Origin of the sequence: Streptomyces monashensis, assembly GCF_001866665.1 — a bacterium.
GTDB lineage: Bacteria > Actinomycetota > Actinomycetes > Streptomycetales > Streptomycetaceae > Streptomyces > Streptomyces monashensis.
Window position 1 is genome coordinate 88,412 of the sequence record NZ_MLYO01000041.1, and the last position, 16,770, is coordinate 105,181.

The window sequence follows — 16,770 nt, forward strand, 5'->3', positions numbered from 1 at the left end:
GAGGTCTTTACAGGGCCGGGCAGAATATGGAACGGTCCAGACATGAGCACTCCGACCATTCGTGACGTCGCCGAGCGGGCCGGCGTGTCGAAGTCACTGGTCTCGCTGGTGCTGCGCGGCTCGGCGGGGGTACGGCCACAGAAGCGTGAGGCCGTCCTGGCCGCGGTCGAAGCGCTCGGCTACCGGCCCAACGCGGCCGCGCGCAGCCTGAGCGAGCGGCGCACCCACACGGTGGGCGTGCTCCTCAACGACCTGCGCAACCCCTGGTTCGTGGAACTGCTCGACGGTCTGAACGGGCTGCTGTACGACAGCGGGATGCACGTCCTGCTGGCCGACGGTCACCTCAACCGGCGGCTCGGTGAGGATCTCACCCGGACCTTCACCGAACTGCGCGTCGACGGCCTGATCGCCGTCGGCACGCTCCAGGACCCCGAGGCCCTGCGCACCGCGGCCGGCCGGATCCCCACCGTCGTCGCCGGTGCCCGCGAGCCGGTACTGCCCGGCGTCGACATCGTCGCCAACGACGACGAACGGGGCGCCCGCCTGGCCACCGAACACCTCATAGGCCTCGGGCACCGGCACATCGCCCACATCGCCGGCCAGGGCGCGGTCGGCGAACTGCGCCGGCGCAGCTTCGAGGCGACCATGCGCGAGCACGGACTCGCCGACACGGCGGTCGTGGAGCAGGGCGATCTCACCGAGGAGGGCGGCTACCGGGCCGCCGTCCGGCTGCTGAGCCGTCCGCAGCGCCCGACCGCCGTCTTCGCGGTCAACGACATGACCTGCGTCGGCGCACTCTCGGCCGCCGAGGAGAGCGGCCTGCGGGTCCCGCGGGACCTCTCCCTTGTCGGCTACGACAACACCTACGTGTCGCGCCTGCGCCATCTGTGGCTGACCACCGTCGACAACGCCGGCCACGACGTGGGCCGCCGGGCCGCGCAGCGGCTGCTCGACCGGATCGACGAGCCGGACCGCCCGGCCGAGGTCGACCTCGCGACCCCGTCCCTCGAAGCGCGAGGCACGACCGCCCCACCGCGCACCGCCACCTGACCGTCATCAAGGGCGCCCTACGGCCTGGGCGTCACAAGCGTCGCGGAACGGAACGGGACACGGGCCGCGAGTTCGGCCGCGAAGCGGCGGGCCCGTGCTCCCCGGTCGTGGTCGGTCGTGCCGAAGTGCTGGAGGACGTCCGGCAGTTCATGTGCCTCCGCCGGGCCGAACAGGCGCAGGCGCGGTTCGTGCGATCAGGGTGAGCTCGCCGGCGTGGGACGGTGCGGCGAGGGGCTGCTGCCGTACCGGCAGGCCCGCTCGAACGCCTCCTCCAGGGCGGCGACGTCGACGTGTCGGCCGACCGCGCACGAAGTGTGCCCGATGGCGCCGCCTTCGGGCGCCGGATGCGAGGATGCGACACATGGACACCATCGACCGCTGCAGCATTGCGCCGCTGCGGCGGGACGGCAGGCGGAAGAGCCGCTCGCGGCCGTCCCGCAGGTGATCCGGGCGGAGCGGCCGTGGACCGACCCGCCACGCTGCCCGACGCCGTCCGGACCACGTCGGCGAACCGCGATGAAGGGGTCGTAGCGGTTCGTCCCCCGCCTCTGAAGGAGATGCTGTGCACCAGTCCGACTCTCCCGTCGTCAGGGAGATCCCCGTCGCGGACAACGACGCCGGACCCTACGGCATCACGGCCGGCCCCGACGGCGCGCTGTGGCTCACCTTCGTACACAGCGGCAGCATCGCGCGTCTCACCCCCGACGGCGAACTCAGGGAATTCCCCCTGGACATGCCGTCCTGCCGGCCCACGGTCATCACCCCGGGGACGGACGGGGCACTGTGGTTCACCCGGTCCCAGGACCACCGGATCGGCCGCATCACCACCGAGGGCGAGGCGGAGTCCTTCGGCTTGCCGACGCCCGAGAGCGGGCCCTACGGCATCACGGCCGGCCCTGACGGCGCGCTGTGGCTCACCTTCGTACACAGCGGCAGCATCGCGTGTCTCACCCCCGACGGCGAACTCAGGGAATTCCCCCTGGACATGCCGTCCTGCCGGCCCACGGTCATCACCCCGGGGCCGGACGGGGCACTGTGGTTCACCCGGTCCCAGGACCACCGGATCGGTCGCATCACCACCGAGGGCGAGGCGGAGTCCTTCGGCTTGCCGACGCCCGAGAGCGGGCCCTACGGCATCACCGCCGGTCCGGACGGCGCGCTGTGGTTCACGCAGATGAACACCGGCCGGATCGGCCGGATCACGGGCAAGGGGGAGATCAGTGAGTTCGCCCTCCCGGTCGAGGGCGCCTTTCCCGCGGCGATCACCGGCGGCCCCGACGGAGCCCTGTGGTTCGCCCTCAACCAGGCGAACGCGATCGGCCGGATCACCACCGACGGCGACACCGCGCTGTACCCGCTGCCCACCCCGGGCGCCGCGCCGGTGGGCATCACCAGCGACGGCGCCGCTCTGTGGTTCGTCGAGATCGGGGCGGGACAGGTCGGCCGGATCTCGACGGACGGCCGGATCGACGAGTTCCCGCTGCCCGACCGCACGGCGAAACCCCATGCGGTCGTCGCGGCCGCCACCGGGGACTGCTGGTTCACCGAATGGGGAGCCAACCGGATCGGGCGGATCACCGCGAGCGGCGGGATCACCGAGTACGACCTGCCGTCACTCTCCTCCGAACCGCACGGCATCACCGTGGGCCCCGACGGCGCCCTCTGGGCGGCGCTGGAGACGGGCGCCGTCGCCCGGATCGCGCCGTAGTTCCGAAGACGCAGGGCGCTGTCGCATCATGCGGCGGGCCGGGAGCAGGTGACGTCGTCGGCCGGTGGGAGGCCGGTCGCGAGATAGGCGTTCACCGTGGCATCCACGCAGGGGCTGCCGAAGACGCCGAACACCGCGTGCTGGTCCGCCCCGCGCAGGGTCACCAGGCGGGAGCCGGGCCAGCGGCGGCGGACCGCTTCGGCACCCTGGTAGACGGTGCGCGGGTCACCGGTGGCGTTCACGAGCAGGGCCCGCAGGTCGCCGCGTATCGTCGTCGGACGCTCGCGGGGCGGAGCCCAGAACGCGCACGGGTTGATGTCGTTCGCGACGGGAGCGAAGATCCGGTCGCGCGACCCGGCACGGGTCAGATCGCGCCAGTACGTCTCCGGGTCGTGCGGGGCGGCCATGTCGCCGCAGAGGATCGACGTCTGGGCGCTGCCGTACGTGGAGTCGTGCCCGGTCAGCAGGAAGTCCAGTGAATCAGCCAGCCACGGGGACGGGGTGACGGTCCGGCCGTCGGCGGCCCGCCGCAGGTCCCGCACGGCCCGGGCGAGGTCGCCGTAGGCCGTGGGGTTGTCCTGGGAGAGGCCGTTGAAGACGAGGACGGGCACGATGTGTTCGTCCACCCGGTGGGTGCCGAGCCGCAGGGGGGTGCGGGCGGCGGCCGACCGGACCGCGTTCACGGTCGCCAGCACCGCGCTCCGGCTGTGTCCGAGGCCGTAGGCCGCGTCGTGCGCGGCGGCCCAGACGGCCCAGTCGCCCAAGGCGTCGCGGTTGGCCTGCTGCGCGCTCAGCAACAGCCGCGGACCGTAGCGAGCGGGATCGATCACACCGTCGAGTACCACTCGGTCGGTCCGGTCCGGGAACATCGTCGCGTACACCTGGCCGAGGTAACTGCCGTACGAGTAGCCGAGATACGAGATCCGCCGTTCGCCGAGGGCGGCACGGATCACGTCCATGTCCCGGGCGGTGTTCCGGGTGGTGGCGTACGGGATCAGGTCGCCAGCGTAGGTACGGCAACGGCGGGCGAGGCCGGCCGAGAAGGCGACCATCCGGTCGAAGCCGGCGCGGCCGGTGCCCGCCCCGCGGAACATGCTGCCGGTGGGCCAGTGACAGTCCAGCGGGGTGCTCCGGCCGACGAAGCGCGGGTCCACGCCCACGACGTCGTAGCGCTTGCCGACCTCCTTCATCGCCGCGCGCACCCACGGCGGATCACCGATGGTCCGTCCGCCCGGGCCGCCGCTGTTGAGCAGCAGCGCGCCGATGCGGTGGGCGGTGTCCGCGGCCCGGATCCGGGAGATCGCGACGGTGATCGTACGGCCCATGGGACGGGCGTAGTCCAACGGCACGGTGACGTCGGCGCATTGGGCGCCGGCATGCTCCAGATCCTTGCCGGTGGCGTCGTCGGGACCGAGCCGGCAGCTCTTCCAGTGAAGGCGCTGGTGGTCGTAACGGGTGAGGGGATCGCCGGCGGACGCGGCGGTGGCGGACGGGGCGCTGCCCAGGGTGAGCGCGCCCGCGAGACACAGGGCGGCGGCCACGGCCCACCGTGCGGTACGGCGGCGCGAGCGGCGACCGGCGCCGCGTGGGGTGGGGGCGGTCATGCCGATGTCCTTTCGGAGCGGGGCGCCTCGCAGAAGGCCTTGTCGACGACGTCGAGGAAGTCCCGTTCGGCCTGGAGCGTCGCCGGGATCTCGTTCAGGGCCACGGCGATGCTCCGGCCGCCGGGGCCGACGGCGACCAGGGCGCGGTGGCCGCCGGGCACGGTACCCGCGTGACCCCACCAGGTTCCGCCGCAGGACAGGGGCGAGGAGATCAGCCCGAGGCCGTACCGGGCGCCGGGCCAGAGCCGGTCGGGATCGGCGGCCACCGTCCGCCGCATGTCGGCGAGTTCGGCCGCCGGCAGCAGGCGCCCGCCGAACAGGGCGGTGGCGAACCGGATCAGGTCGGCCGGTGTGGACACCAGCGCCCCGCCGACCCCGCCGAAGGTCATGTTCCAGCTCGTGCCGTCGGCGCGGCGGCCGTCGTCCGTGGTGAAGTAGCTGTGGGAGTACGGCCCGTGGAGGCGGGCGTCGTCACCGGGCCAGTACGTGTCGCGCAGCCCGAGCGGCGCGATGACGCGACGGGTGATCTCCGACTCGGGGGAGCGCCCGGTGACCGCGCGTACGATCAGCCCGGCGACGAGATAGTTGGTGGTCGCGTAGTGCCAGGACTGCCGCGGCCGGGGCAACCGCAGGGCGTCCGCGACGAGTTCGCGCGGTGCGAAGTGGCGGTGCCGCAGCGGCTCGGGGTGGTCCCAGACGGGCGCGTCGAGGTAGTCGGGCAGTCCGCTGGTGTGCTGGAGGAGCTGCCGGACGGTGATCCGACGGCCGTCGTACCCGTGCCCCCGGATCAGTCCGGGCAGATACCGCTCGACCGGCGCGTCCAATGACAGGCGTCGCTCGGCGGCGAGTCGGAGGACGACCGTCGCGGTGAAGGTCTTGGTGACGCTGCCGACGCGCAGCCGGTCGGTGGTGTTCATCGGGCGGCCGGAGCGCAGATCGGCCACTCCGTCCGTCGCGGTCCAGCGGGTGCAGCCTGCGTCCGCGCCGGCGCCGTCGGCGAGGACCGCGGCACCGGCGATCCGGTCGTGTACGACCAGGTGGTGCAGGGACCGGCGTACGGCGTCGTGCGTGCCGCACGGGCTGGACGCACGGGTCGGCGGTGGCGCTTGGGCGGCTGCCATGGGCGCCGCGGTCAGCACGACGGCCGTGACCGTGGCGGTGGCGGTGGCCGCGAGGCCGGTACGCCCGCGGAGGAGGCGGAGTAATCGGTTCAGGAGGGGGATCGACATGGGACAGCACGCTAGGCAGCGGCGGGGACCTGATCACTCCGGCAGGCAGGAGGCTTCGGGGTGGGGGCAGCACCAGAGCATGACGGGGCATTACCCCCACCCGCCAGGAAGGGCTGGATTCGGTCATGTGCACCGGATGACCGCAACCCCGGGCCGCGGGCCGTCGTCGTAGGAGAAGCAGAGCAGGTTCAGGAGATGCTGGATCGGGAACGTGGCGGCGCCCGAGGGTTCGGGCCGGGCTGGGGGGACGCACGTGGAGAGAGCGTTCGTGAACGCGCGGGGAGCGGGTGCGGCGACGCGGCGTCGGGGACGGAGCCGGGCCGCCGCTGCCGTGGCCGGCTGTACGGCCGTGCTGGCAGCCGGTGCGCTGCTGGGGGTGCCCGGCACGGCACAGGCGGCGGCCACGACGACGGTGCCGGGGACGGCTTCCCCCGCCGTACACACCATGCCTCTCGCCGGTGCCGTGCCGTCCGCCCGGGACATGACCGTCCAGGTGTGGCTGAAACCGGATCTGGCCGGCGCCGCCGCGTTCGCCGACGCGGTCGCCACGCCGGGCAGCGCCGAGTTCCACCACTACCTCGGCCCTGACGCCTACACCGCCCGCTTCGGGCCGTCCGCCGCGCACGCCAGGGCGGTCGCCGCATGGCTGAGCACCAAGGGCCTGACGCGGGTGCACATCAGCGACGGCCGCGACTACGTCTCGGCGACGGGGCCGGCGTCGACGGTGCAGTCGGCGTTCCGGGTGCGGATCAACCGGTACCGGGCCCAGGAGCCGCTCGGCGGGACCACGCTGATCCAGTCCAACGACCGCGACGTGTCGGTGCCGGCCCCGCTCGCGCCCGACGTCCTCGGGGTGACCGGGATGAGCGGCGCCCGGCCGGACACCACCCGGACCGCGGCCGCACCGCAGACGCAGTCCCGTCCCCGGACACTGGCGCGGGCGCAGGCCACGGCAGCGCCCAAGGCACCGGCCTGCTCCGGGTACTGGGCGCAGCACACGCACCCCCTCCACCCGGCCTACCAGGGTCTGAGCACGGCCTCGCTGCCCGTGTGCGGGTACTCCGCCCGTCAGATCCGTGCCGCCTACGGGGCGACCTGGACGGACACCGGCAAGGGCCAGACCGTGGCCCTGACCGAGGACGAGGCACCGACCGCGATGTTCCGGACGCTGACGGAGTACGCGCGCACCAATCACCTGCCCGCGCCGAAACCCTCCCAGTTCCGGGAAGTCCGGGCGGGCACGTCCTGCGGCACCTCCACGCGGGGCGCGGCGCAGGCGACCGCCGTGGACGACGAGGCGGAGATGGACTCCGAGGCCGTCTACGCCATGGCACCCGGAGCCGACCAGCTGATGGTGGTCGGCGGCGGCTGCGACGAGGACCAGGCCCTGCTCGACGCCGCGCTCTCCGTGCTGACCGGCGACGGCAAGCGCCCCAGCGCCTCCATCGTGTCCAACTCGTGGCAGATCCCCCTGGGCATGGTGCCGGCGAAGACCGTGCACGCGATCGACGTGCGGGCCGCGGCCGAGGGGGTCGGCATGTACTTCTCCTCCGGTGACACACCCGGGCTGACGGTGACCGACTCCGACCCGTACGCGGTGGCGGTCGGCGGCACCAGCCTCGGCATCGGGGCGACGGACAACCGGGTCTTCGAGACCGGGTGGTCCAGCGACTACGGCTCCCTGGAGCACGGCAAGTGGAGTGACCTGGGCATCAGCGGGGGCGGCGGGGGCACCAGCCTGGTCGACGGCCAGCCCGCCTACCAGAAGGGCGTCGTCCCCCCGTCGATGTCACGTGTCCGCGTCGGCAAACGGGTCGCCACCGACCGGGCCGTACCCGACATCGCGGCCGACGCGGACCTCGACACCGGGCTCCTGACCGGGTACACCGAGTCGGGGAGCGACGGGAAGCCGGGGCCGTACCGGACCATGGTGAACGCCGGCACGAGCCTGGCGTGTCCGCTGATCGCCGGTCTGATCGCCGACGCCCAGCAGGGCAGGACGACGGCGTTCGGCTTCAGCGACCCGCTGATCTACCGGCTCGCCGGCACCCGCGCGTACCACGACGTCCTGCCGGTCGACTCCCGGACGCCGCAGCGGAACAGGGCCGTCTACCTCGCGGCGGACGGCTCCGGTGGAGCCCCGGGCGTCGACGTCCTCGGCTCCCAGGAACGCCCCTCCACCGAGCAGGTCGCCGCCAAGGGCTACGACACGATGACGGGCGTCGGCACACCGAACGGCGCCGCCTTCATCGCCGGGCTGCGCCGCGCCGCCCCCTGACCGGCCTGAACACCCGTCACCTCACCGGCGTCCCAACTCCCGCTCCACGCCACCGACATCGGGCACCGGTCGGGCGGTTCCCCGGCCCGCCGTGCCGTATCCGCCATCGTGTCGCGTTCCGTGATGCCGCGATCACGGATGTGTGACAGTGGTGCTCGACGGCCCGGCATCGGCGGGTGGCGAAGAGACGAGGAGTCGGAGTGGACACACGGCACCGTGGCCGGCCGGAGCTTCCGGTACCGGCCGATGTGTGGATGCTGGTGCGGGAGCGGCCCGTCGCGCTGCGGCGGTCCACGGCCGAACTGGCAGCGGCGTTCACCGCCGCCTTCGGACCCCGCTTCGTCCTCTGGCACACCGACGAACTGCTCTTCGGCGTCCGGGGCGGCAGGCTCGTCCTGCACACCCTGGGCGGCGTCGACCTGCCGGCCCCGGACGTGGTGTGCGTACGCCAGATGCCCGGCTCCATGCGGAGCGACCGGGAGACGACCCTGCTGCGCCACCTGGAGCGCATGGGCAGCACCCTCGTCAATCCGGCCGACGCCCAGCTGACGGCCCGTAACAAGGTGTGGCAGGTGCAGGAACTCGCCCTGGCCGGACTGCCGGTGCCCGACACGCTCTCGTACGCCACCGCCCCCCTGGACGGCGTCGTACGCAGCCCGCATCTGCACACGCCGTGCGTGGTCAAGGCCGTCAGCGGCACCAAGGGCCGGCAGGTCTTCCTCGCGCGCGAGCGGGGTCTGCTGCGTGAGCTGTCCGGCAGTCTGGCGGCCCGGACGCCGTTCCTGTTCCAGGAGTACGTGGCCGGCTCACACGGCCGCGCCCTGCGTGTCGTCGTGGTCGACGGCGAGCCGGTGGGCAGCGTCCTGCACGCGTCCCGGCACGGCGTCCTCGCCGCGAACATCGCCAACGGCGGCTCCGCCACGCTGTGCGCCGGCCGCCATCCGCAGGCCGAGGAACTGGCGGTGCGCGCGGCCCGCGCCCTCGGCCTGGACGTCGCCGGGGTGGACATGTTGTTCGCGGCCGACGGCACCTTCACGGTCTGCGAGGTGAACGCCGTGCCGGGCTGGCGCCCGGAGATGACCGCGATCGCCCCGGCGATCGTGGCCTGCGTCGCCCGCCGTCTGGCCGTCCGTGCCTGCGACGCGTCGCAGGCACCCCGTCCGGGCACGCCCCGCCCGCCCACGAGACCGACGGAGCGGCGGGAGAAGCCCGCCGCGGTTCGGCCGGGCGCGGGGGACCGGCGCGGCACCGCGATGCCGGCCGGGGAGTGAGACCCGGCTCGCCCCAGGTGACCTCCCGCGGCGCGGCCGGCGCTCAGGCGGTCGGCGTCAACGCCTGAGCGACGGCCGTGATCGCCGGTGCGGGGCGGCCCGGCAGCCGCGCCAGGAGGATCCGGCGGACTTCACGGGGCGCGCCCTCGACGCGCAGCAGGGTCACCCCGGGCGGCAGCACCGCCGACATGCGTGACGGCACCGTGGTCACACCGAAGCCGCCGGCGACCAGATGAAGCTTGGCCAGCCAGTCGCGCACGGCATGGCTGACACGAGGTCGGCCTGGCAGGCCCGGCCAGACGCCGAGCAGCGGTTCGGAGTCAGACGACGGGGTGGCGATCCAGGCGACGTCGACCAGCTCGTCGACGTGCACCGAGGTGCGGCCCGCGAACATCCCCGTCGTCTGCGCGGCCACGAGCAGTTCGGTGTCCTCCACCGTCTCGACGTGCAGGCGCGGCGACTCGCCGTCCGGGGGCCGGTGGGGCGGCCGGGACGTCAGCAGGGCGAGGTCGATCGAGCCGGCGCGCAGCGCTCGGACCAGGCGGGGCGTCGTGCCCTCGCTCGTCGTGACCGTGACCTGCGGATGCCTGTCCGCGAGCCGTGCGAGTGCGGTGGGCAGGAGCGCCGCGCCCGCGCTCAGGAACACGCCGAGCCGCACCCGTTCCCGCTGCGGTGCGGTCCCGGTCAGGTCGCGTTCCGCCGCGTCGAGGGAGTCCAGGATGGTGCGGGCGTGCCGCAGCAGAGTCAGCCCCGCGGACGTGAGGCGTACTCCGTCGGTGCGGCGCTCGAACAGGACGGCGCCCGCGCCGCGTTCGAGGGAGGCGGCCTGCCGGGAGACCGCCGACTGGGTGTAGCCGAGGCGCACGGCAGCCGCCGTGAAGCTGCCGGACTCCGCGATCTGCCGCAGGACGCGCAGGCCCGAAGTGGAAAGGTCCATGCGTCCTACGCATACCACGGATGCCCGATCCTCGCTTCCCGAATGCCCGCTCGGATTCCTAACCTCGACGACGCAGCACCCGGAACACCCAGCAGGCGATGACAGAGACCACGAAGACAAGCAGCAAGGGAACACGGAGGTCACACGTGCGCGCAGCGGTACTGACGGAGTTCGGCGCCCCGCTCGTGGTGCGGGAGCTGCCCGACCCCGAGGTGAGGGACGGCGAGGTGGTGGTCGAGGTGGTCGCCGCCTGCGTACTGCCCTACGCCGCCGAGGTGGTCAGCGGTGCCCGGAACTACCCCCTGGTCCCGCCCGTCGTACCCGGTACGGGCGGCGTGGGGCGCATCGTCCATGTCGGCCCGGACGCCACCCGGCTCAGCGTCGGTGACCTGGTGTGGTGCGACCCGACGGTGCGTTCCCGGGACGACGCGCTGACGCCCGACATCGCGCTCCAGGGCTGGAGCTCCCGGGGCGACGGCGGCGCCCGCCTGGCGCGCCATCTGCACCACGGGTCGTTCGCCGAACGCATGCGGGTCCCGACGGAGAACGTCTTCCCGCTGCCCGAGCCGGCGGGCGACGACCCGGCCCGCTGGGCCTCGCTCGGCGTGTACGCCATTCCGTACGGCGGGCTGTTGGCGGGCGGGCTCGAGGCCGGCGAGACACTGCTCGTCAGCGGCGCGACCGGGAACCTCGGCAGCAGCGCGGTGGCGGTCGCGCTCGCGATGGGCGCGGGCCGGGTGATCGCCCCGGGCCGGAACCGGGCCGCCCTCGGCCTCCTCGCGGAGCGGTTCGGCCCGCGCGTACGCCCGGTGGAGCTGACCGGACCGGAGGACGCGGACCGCGCGGCGATGACCGCGGCGGCCGACGGTCCGATCGACATGGTCCTCGACCTGCTGCCCCCGAGCGCGCCCGGCACGGCGGTGCGCACGGCGGCCATGAGCGTGCGCGAGTACGGCCGCGTCGTCCTCATGGGCGGCGTCGGGATGCTCGGCGGTGCCGATCTCGCGCTCCCGTACCCGTGGCTCATGCGCAACTCGGTGACGGTGCGCGGTCAGTGGTGCATCCCGCGCACGGCGAACGTCGGCATCGTCCGGCTCCTTGTCGGCGGCACCCTGGACCTGGCGGGTGAACAGGTCCGGTCCTTCCCGCTCGATGCCGTGAACGACGCGATCGCCCACGCCGCCGCGCACGCGGGCCCGTTCGACCGCACCGTCCTCACTCCGGCCGTCCGCAGCGACGGCCGGCCGCTCGCCCGCTCGTGATCCGACCACGACGGTGGTCAATTCGCCGCGAAATTGGTTAAGTTGCTGCTACTTCACCGGACACCCGCAAGGGAGCGGCAGGCATGAGCCGGCAGCAGAAGACGTTCCGCGCCATCGAGGTCGGGGACGGCAGCGACGGACGATGGGCGGCCCACGCACAGGCGCTCTGGCCGGACGCACAGGGGTGGCTGACCGACGAGGGCCGCACCGCGCAGGGCGCCGAGCGCGCGCGGAAGCTGTTCGAGACGCACATGCCGGAACTGGCCCCGGTCCTCGACCGGCTCGCCCGCGGGCTCGACCGGCCCGACGGCGAGACCTTCCTCACCCTCGCGGCCCTGCGGCCGTTCTTCTCCGGCTGCACCCAGACCGGAGACACCGGCACCCTGCTGCGCAACTACGACTTCGACCCCGACGACTGCGAGGGCACCATCGTCTCCTCCCGCTTCCTCCGCCCCGTGATCGGTACGCAGGACGCGGCCTGGGGGCTGCTGGACGGGATGAACGACGCCGGGCTCGCGGTCTCGCTCACCTTCGGCGGACGGTTCCTCCACGGCCCCGGCTTCGCCGTCCTGATCGTGCTGCGCTACCTGCTGGAGACGTGCGACACCGTCGGCGACGCGATCGGCAGGCTGCGCTCCATCCCGATCTCCATCCCGCAGAACGTCACCCTCGTCGACCCCGAACGCGCGGCGACGGTGTTCGTGGGGCCGGACATCCCGCTGACCGAGGCACCGGACGCCTGCGCCGCCAACCACCAGCATCTGCCGGTGCCCGACGAGCAGGAGCGGGTCTCCCGGACCCAGGAGCGGCTGCGCGCCGTCCGCGCGGCGGGCACGGACGTGTCGGCGATGCTGCGGCCGCCGCTGTACCGGTCGCGGTACGACGAGGGGTCCGGCACCGTCTACACCGCCCACTACGAGCCCTCCGAGGGCCGGGTGACCTACTACTGGCCCGGCGAGTCCTGGGCACAGTCCTTCGCCGGCTTCGCTCCCGGGTCCCGCACCGTGACGATCGGCCGGCCGGACTGAGCACGGGGCGGGGTGCGCCCCGTGACGCCGGGAGGAGCCCGGCGCCCGGACCGGGGGAGGGAGCGGAGCCCTCAGTAACCGCCCAGCAGGCGCCGTACCCTGCGCAGCGCCTCCGGACCGGCAGAGCTGTGCCAGCGCGCCGGGTCGGCGGGGCGGCGGCCCCACAGCAGCAGCACCCGCGTGGCCGCGTCGCTCTCGATCGTGGCGGGGCCCTCGGGGGCGGCGAGCCGGATGGTTCCGGAGTCCGCGTTGGCGGTCACCACGACGTCGTCCGTGCCCGGCGTGCGAAGGCGTCCCTCGACCCGCCCCCCGGGCCCCGGCCGCAGCCCGGCCCGGCCGCGCTCCAGCAGGGGCCGGCCGACCGAGGTCACGCTGTGCTCCGTCATCCACGGCTCGTTGAGCGCCCGCACCGCCGTACGGTCGTCGCCGGTCAGGTCCCAGCGGTGCAGGATCAGTTCCTCGCGCATGTGCTCGGCGAAGAAGGGGGCCTTCACGGTCCGGCCGGTCCATCTCACCTCGGTGTCCGGGGACAGCTCCTGTGCGGCAGCCGCCGCGACCTCGGCGAGTCGCTCGCAGCGGTTCAGGAACGTCGCCCAGAGATCGGGGTCGGACAGCCGCCGATGGGGATCCTCACGATCAAAACCCCGGGTCTCCACCGGGGTGCCGTCGAGGAACGCCTGGAGGACCCGGGCCAGTTCCTCGGCATTGCCCGTCTGGTGGACCAGCACGTCCCGCACCGTCCACGCCTCGCACCACGTGCCGTCGTCGGGCCGCCTGGCCTGGACGGCTCGCACGAAGGGGACCAGCTCCGGCAGGGTCTCCTCGACCCGGGAGGACATCACGCGCCATGGGTAGCCCGGCCGGCCGCCGCCCAAACCAGCGCGCCCGCGAGGGCGGTACCATCGGCCGGGCTCGTCGTGGTCTCCCGTGCCGGGCTCCTGGCACGGCCTTCCGCGCCAGGGCGGTATACCGCTGCTGCCTCAGCCGGCCCATCCGACCCCCGCACCAGCGAATTTCCCCGCACAGGGGTTGTCCTGACAATCCCGTCGCCCCTAGGGTCGCCTCGTACGGGCAAGCGCTTTCTCCCGGGCGCTCGGCAGGGCGCCCGATGGGTGCCTGACTCCGTCTGCCGAGCCCTCAGGAGCGTTGCATGTCCCTCGCCGCACGACGCCGCGTCGCCGTCATCGGCACCGGCGCCATCGTCACCGACAGCCACCTTCCCGCACTCAGAGCCCATGCCGAGCGCGTCGAACTCGTCGCCGCCGTCGATGTGGACGAGGGCAGACTGGACGCCTTCCGGAAGGAGGCGGGGGCACAGGTCGCCGGATTCGCCTCGACGGAGGCCATGCTCGACGCCGTACGCCCGGATCTGGTCCTCATCGGCACCCCGCCCGCGCTGCACCGCGAGCAGACCGTGGCCGCGCTCACGTCGGGCGCCTGGGTGCTGTGCGAGAAGCCGCTGTGCCTGTCGCTCGCCGAGTACGACGACATCGCCGCCGCCGAGGAGGCCTCCGGCGCCTTCGCCTCGGTGGTCTTCCAGCACCGCTACGGCTCCGGCGCCGTACACGCCAGAGAGCTGATCACGCGCGGCGCGCTGGGCACCCCGCTGGTGGCTCACTGCCAGACCACCTGGCACCGGGACGCCGACTACTACGCCGTTCCGTGGCGCGGCCGGTGGGCGACCGAGGGCGGCGGGCCGACCATGGGGCACGGCATCCACCAGTACGACCTGCTGCTCCACCTGCTGGGGGAGTGGGAGGAGGTGCGGGCCATGGCGGGCCGGCTGGTCCACGACGTCGAGAGCGAGGACGTCTCCACCGCCCTCGTCCGGTTCCGCGGCGGCGCGCTCGCCACCGTCGTCAACAGCGTCCTGTCCCCGCACGAGGTCAGCCGTATCCGCGTCGACTTCTCCGACGCCACCCTGCAACTGACCCACCTCTACGGCCACGGCAACGACGACTGGGTCTACACCCCCGCGCCGCACGTCGATCCCGAGCGCGCCGCGCTCTGGCGCACCCCCGCCGCCGACGTGCCCAGCTCGCACACCGCCCAGCTCGCCGCTCTCCTCGACGCGTTCGACCGCGGCGAGCGGCCTCCGGGCAGCGGCCCCGACGCCCGCGCCACTCTGGAGTTCGCCGCCGCCCTCTACAAGGCGGCGTTCACCGGACAGCCGGTGCGGGCGGGCGAGATCGGCCCCGGTGACCCGTACTACGCGGCCATGCACGGCGACCACCCCGACTGGGCCCCCAAGGAGCGCGCGTGACCATCCGAGTCAGCCACGTCCACGGCGAACACCTGGCGGTCGAAGCGGCGAACGGCACCGAGATCCTCCGCTATGTCTACCGCCCCGACCCGGACGCCTTCGAGGCCCGAAAGCCCTACGCCCACCCCGTGCGCACCCTCGCCGGGCGGACCGTGACCGGCTACCGGCCGAACGATCACCGCTGGCACAAGGGCCTGCAGATGACGGCCAGCCATCTGTCCGGGCAGAACTTCTGGGGCGGCAACTGCTATGTGCACGGCGAGGGGTATCTGCGACTGCCCGACCGGGTCGGCTCGATGCGGCACGACGGCTTCAGCGACCTCACCGTCACCGGCGAACGCCTCGACATCACCGAGGAGTTGACCTGGATCGAGAACGGCGGCCGGGAGTGGGCCCGCGAGGTGCGCTCGCTCGCCGTGCACACGGTGGACGAGGAGGCCGGCGCGTGGACCCTGGACTGGTCCATCCGCCTCACCAACACCCACGACGAACCCCTGCTGTTCGGCTCGCCGACCACGGTCGGCCGTGAGATGGCCGGCTACACCGGCCTCCAGTGGCGCGGCCCGCGCGACTTCACCGGCGGCCGCGTCTTCACCCCCGACTCCGAACCGGGTGTCGGCGCCGAGAAGGTGATGGGCAGTCAGGGGCCGTGGCTGGCCTTCGGCGCCGAGCACGACGGGACCGACGCGCACTCCACCCTCGTCTTCGCCCACGCCCCCGAGAACCTGGACGAGTCGTCCGCGATCCACGCCTCGCACTGGTTCGTACGCTCCGAACCGATCCCGACCGTCGCGTTCTCCTGGGCCTTCTTCGAGGAGTTCGCACTCCCGCCCGGGGAGAGCTTCGGCTACCGCTACCGGGTCGTCGTCGCCGACGGCGCCTGGGACCGTGAGCGCGTGAGCCGGCACCTGGAAGGCCTGCCCTGGTGAACGGGGCCGAGCCGGGGCCGTCCCATCCGCTGCCCGGCGCCGTGGGCCTGTCCCACCTGAGCGCCTACGACTGGGAGGCCGCCGACGGTGTCTGCGGCGGCAGCCCGCATCTGCACCTGGTGTGCACCGAGGCGTACGTCGTCACCGGAGGCCGGGGTGCGGTGCAGACACTGAGCCCCGACGGCTACCGGGACATCCCGCTGGGACCCGGCTCCCTCGCCTGGTTCACCCCCGGCACCGTGCACCGGATGGTGCAGGGCAGTGACCTGCGGATCACCGTGCTGATGCAGAACGGCGGCCTGCCCGAGGCCGGGGACGCCGTGTTCACGTTCCCGCCCGAGGTGCTCGCCGACCCCGAGCGGTACGCGGCAGCCGCCACCCTGCCGCCGGGCACCGGCCCGGAGACCGAGGCGGCCGCCCGGCGCCGCCGGGATCTCGCGGTCGAGGGCTACCTCGGTCTGCGCGAGGCGCTGATCGCCGGGGACAGCGGCCCGTACCGCGCTTTCCAGCAGACCGCCGCCCGCCTGGTCCGCGCCCGGGTGCCCGCCTGGCGCGAGCTGTGGCGAGCCGGCGCCCTCGCCGCCGCCGAACGCACCGGCGCCCAGCTCGACGCCCTGGAGTCCGGCGAGCCGGCCTACCTCGCCGGCGCGACCGCGTACCGGGGCGAACCGAGCCGACTGGGCGGTTTCGGGATGTGCGGGCGCCGCGACGAGTACGCGCTGCCGGGCACGACGCTGCCGTACCACGGCGAGCCGACGGCCTGGACGCCGACCGGCGCTCGGAGGAAGGGATGACCTCGCGGCCCCCAGGCCGCCGGCGGCGACGCGCCCCATGTCGTGCGGCCACCTCGCCCCGGCCCGCACCGGTCTGTCCGGGGGCCCGCTGTTCGCGGTCGCTGCCACGGCGATCACCATGGGTGCGCCACTCGTCGCGCTGCGCGCCCGCGCCGAGTCCCTCGCTGACCGGCGGGCGGCGGCGCGTGCAGCCGTGCGCGACACCGGCCATGTTCTCGGCGGTACCGGCCTGATCGTCCTCGCCGTGGCCACACCGCCGTGGACGTACGGCTCGTGGGGCGCCGGACGTGGGGCGGCGGGTGTCGCCAGATGCCGGTCGCACGCGTGCGGGGTGCAGAGATGAATTTGGCCCCCGCTGGTCCGCCTGCCCGGGACTGGCGGACCAGCGCCTTTGCGGGCGCCGTCGCGGGGTACCCG

The 16,770-nt window shown here is 73.7% G+C and carries 14 protein-coding genes; 10 read left to right on the forward strand and 4 right to left on the reverse strand.

Annotated features, from left to right (window positions below; all coding sequences use genetic code 11):
• Positions 1 to 42: 42 nt before the first annotated feature.
• Together BIV23_RS25010 and BIV23_RS25015 are read left to right on the forward strand one after the other, a co-directional pair.
• Complete coding sequence (locus tag BIV23_RS25010) at positions 43 to 1,050, forward strand: LacI family DNA-binding transcriptional regulator (protein ID WP_071383193.1); 1,008 nt, start codon at positions 43 to 45, stop codon at positions 1,048 to 1,050.
• 562 nt (positions 1,051 to 1,612) lie between these two features.
• Entirely contained in the window at positions 1,613 to 2,758 is a 1,146-nt protein-coding gene (locus BIV23_RS25015; protein WP_342746378.1) for a Vgb family protein, read from the forward strand.
• 26 nt (positions 2,759 to 2,784) lie between these two features.
• Here BIV23_RS25015 and BIV23_RS25020 read toward each other — a convergent pair whose 3' ends face one another.
• Positions 2,785 to 4,362 carry an alpha/beta hydrolase gene (locus BIV23_RS25020; protein ID WP_071383194.1) on the reverse strand — a complete coding sequence of 526 codons (1,578 nt, stop codon included), beginning with the start codon at positions 4,360 to 4,362 and terminating at the stop codon, positions 2,785 to 2,787.
• Complete coding sequence (locus BIV23_RS25025; protein ID WP_079173343.1) at positions 4,359 to 5,591, reverse strand: serine hydrolase domain-containing protein; 1,233 nt, start codon at positions 5,589 to 5,591, stop codon at positions 4,359 to 4,361. Before BIV23_RS25025 ends, BIV23_RS25020 begins: the two co-directional genes overlap by 4 nt.
• A 349-nt stretch (positions 5,592 to 5,940) precedes the next feature.
• Here BIV23_RS25025 and BIV23_RS25030 point away from each other — a divergent pair, with 349 nt between their 5' ends.
• Positions 5,941 to 7,869, forward strand: a complete 1,929-nt coding sequence (locus BIV23_RS25030) for a S53 family peptidase (RefSeq protein WP_079173356.1) — start codon at positions 5,941 to 5,943, stop codon at positions 7,867 to 7,869.
• A gap of 200 nt (positions 7,870 to 8,069) precedes the next feature.
• Positions 8,070 to 9,140: an ATP-grasp domain-containing protein gene (locus BIV23_RS25035; RefSeq protein ID WP_071383195.1), complete on the forward strand. Its 1,071-nt coding sequence runs from the start codon at positions 8,070 to 8,072 to the stop codon at positions 9,138 to 9,140.
• A gap of 43 nt (positions 9,141 to 9,183) precedes the next feature.
• Here BIV23_RS25035 and BIV23_RS25040 read toward each other — a convergent pair whose 3' ends face one another.
• Positions 9,184 to 10,077 carry a LysR family transcriptional regulator gene (locus BIV23_RS25040; protein WP_071383196.1) on the reverse strand — a complete coding sequence of 298 codons (894 nt, stop codon included), beginning with the start codon at positions 10,075 to 10,077 and terminating at the stop codon, positions 9,184 to 9,186.
• 146 nt (positions 10,078 to 10,223) lie between these two features.
• On the opposite strand from BIV23_RS25040, the gene BIV23_RS25045 reads away from it, so the two are divergent.
• Together BIV23_RS25045 and BIV23_RS25050 are read left to right on the forward strand one after the other, a co-directional pair.
• The gene (locus BIV23_RS25045; protein WP_177240021.1) at positions 10,224 to 11,339 is read left to right on the forward strand and encodes an alcohol dehydrogenase catalytic domain-containing protein; all 1,116 of its coding nucleotides are present in this window, start codon (positions 10,224 to 10,226) and stop codon (positions 11,337 to 11,339) included.
• An 83-nt stretch (positions 11,340 to 11,422) separates the two neighbouring features.
• On the forward strand, positions 11,423 to 12,367 hold the full coding sequence (locus BIV23_RS25050; RefSeq protein ID WP_071383197.1) for a C45 family autoproteolytic acyltransferase/hydrolase: 945 nt from the start codon (positions 11,423 to 11,425) through the stop codon (positions 12,365 to 12,367).
• A 71-nt stretch (positions 12,368 to 12,438) separates the two neighbouring features.
• On the opposite strand, the gene BIV23_RS25055 is transcribed toward BIV23_RS25050, so the two are convergent.
• Positions 12,439 to 13,206, reverse strand: a complete 768-nt coding sequence (locus BIV23_RS25055) for a maleylpyruvate isomerase N-terminal domain-containing protein (protein ID WP_071383329.1) — start codon at positions 13,204 to 13,206, stop codon at positions 12,439 to 12,441.
• A 311-nt stretch (positions 13,207 to 13,517) separates the two neighbouring features.
• Between BIV23_RS25055 and BIV23_RS25060 the strand changes: the two genes are divergently transcribed.
• From BIV23_RS25060 to BIV23_RS25075, 4 genes are read left to right on the forward strand one after another with little or no spacing between them, the layout of a single operon-like run.
• Positions 13,518 to 14,630, forward strand: a complete 1,113-nt coding sequence (locus BIV23_RS25060) for a Gfo/Idh/MocA family protein (protein ID WP_071383198.1) — start codon at positions 13,518 to 13,520, stop codon at positions 14,628 to 14,630.
• The gene (locus BIV23_RS25065; protein WP_071383199.1) at positions 14,627 to 15,559 is read left to right on the forward strand and encodes a DUF6807 domain-containing protein; all 933 of its coding nucleotides are present in this window, start codon (positions 14,627 to 14,629) and stop codon (positions 15,557 to 15,559) included. Before BIV23_RS25060 ends, BIV23_RS25065 begins: the two co-directional genes overlap by 4 nt.
• Positions 15,553 to 16,353, forward strand: coding sequence for a cupin domain-containing protein (locus BIV23_RS25070; protein WP_071383200.1), 801 nt, complete (start codon positions 15,553 to 15,555; stop codon positions 16,351 to 16,353). Before BIV23_RS25065 ends, BIV23_RS25070 begins: the two co-directional genes overlap by 7 nt.
• 37 nt (positions 16,354 to 16,390) lie before the next feature.
• Positions 16,391 to 16,696, forward strand: coding sequence for a hypothetical protein (locus tag BIV23_RS25075; RefSeq protein WP_071383201.1), 306 nt, complete (start codon positions 16,391 to 16,393; stop codon positions 16,694 to 16,696).
• The last annotated feature ends 74 nt before the right edge of the window (positions 16,697 to 16,770 follow it).

Bases quoted from the DNA above. Each gene is read 5' to 3' on its own strand.
- BIV23_RS25010 (WP_071383193.1), top strand. From the start codon at position 43: ATGAGCACTCCGACCATTCGTGACGTCGCCGAGCGGGCCGGCGTGTCG.
- BIV23_RS25020 (WP_071383194.1), bottom strand. From the start codon at position 4,362: ATGACCGCCCCCACCCCACGCGGCGCCGGTCGCCGCTCGCGCCGCCGT.
- BIV23_RS25025 (WP_079173343.1), bottom strand. From the start codon at position 5,591: ATGTCGATCCCCCTCCTGAACCGATTACTCCGCCTCCTCCGCGGGCGT.
- BIV23_RS25040 (WP_071383196.1), bottom strand. From the start codon at position 10,077: ATGGACCTTTCCACTTCGGGCCTGCGCGTCCTGCGGCAGATCGCGGAG.
- BIV23_RS25050 (WP_071383197.1), top strand. From the start codon at position 11,423: ATGAGCCGGCAGCAGAAGACGTTCCGCGCCATCGAGGTCGGGGACGGC.
- BIV23_RS25055 (WP_071383329.1), bottom strand. From the start codon at position 13,206: ATGTCCTCCCGGGTCGAGGAGACCCTGCCGGAGCTGGTCCCCTTCGTG.
- BIV23_RS25060 (WP_071383198.1), top strand. From the start codon at position 13,518: ATGTCCCTCGCCGCACGACGCCGCGTCGCCGTCATCGGCACCGGCGCC.
- BIV23_RS25075 (WP_071383201.1), top strand. From the start codon at position 16,391: ATGTCGTGCGGCCACCTCGCCCCGGCCCGCACCGGTCTGTCCGGGGGC.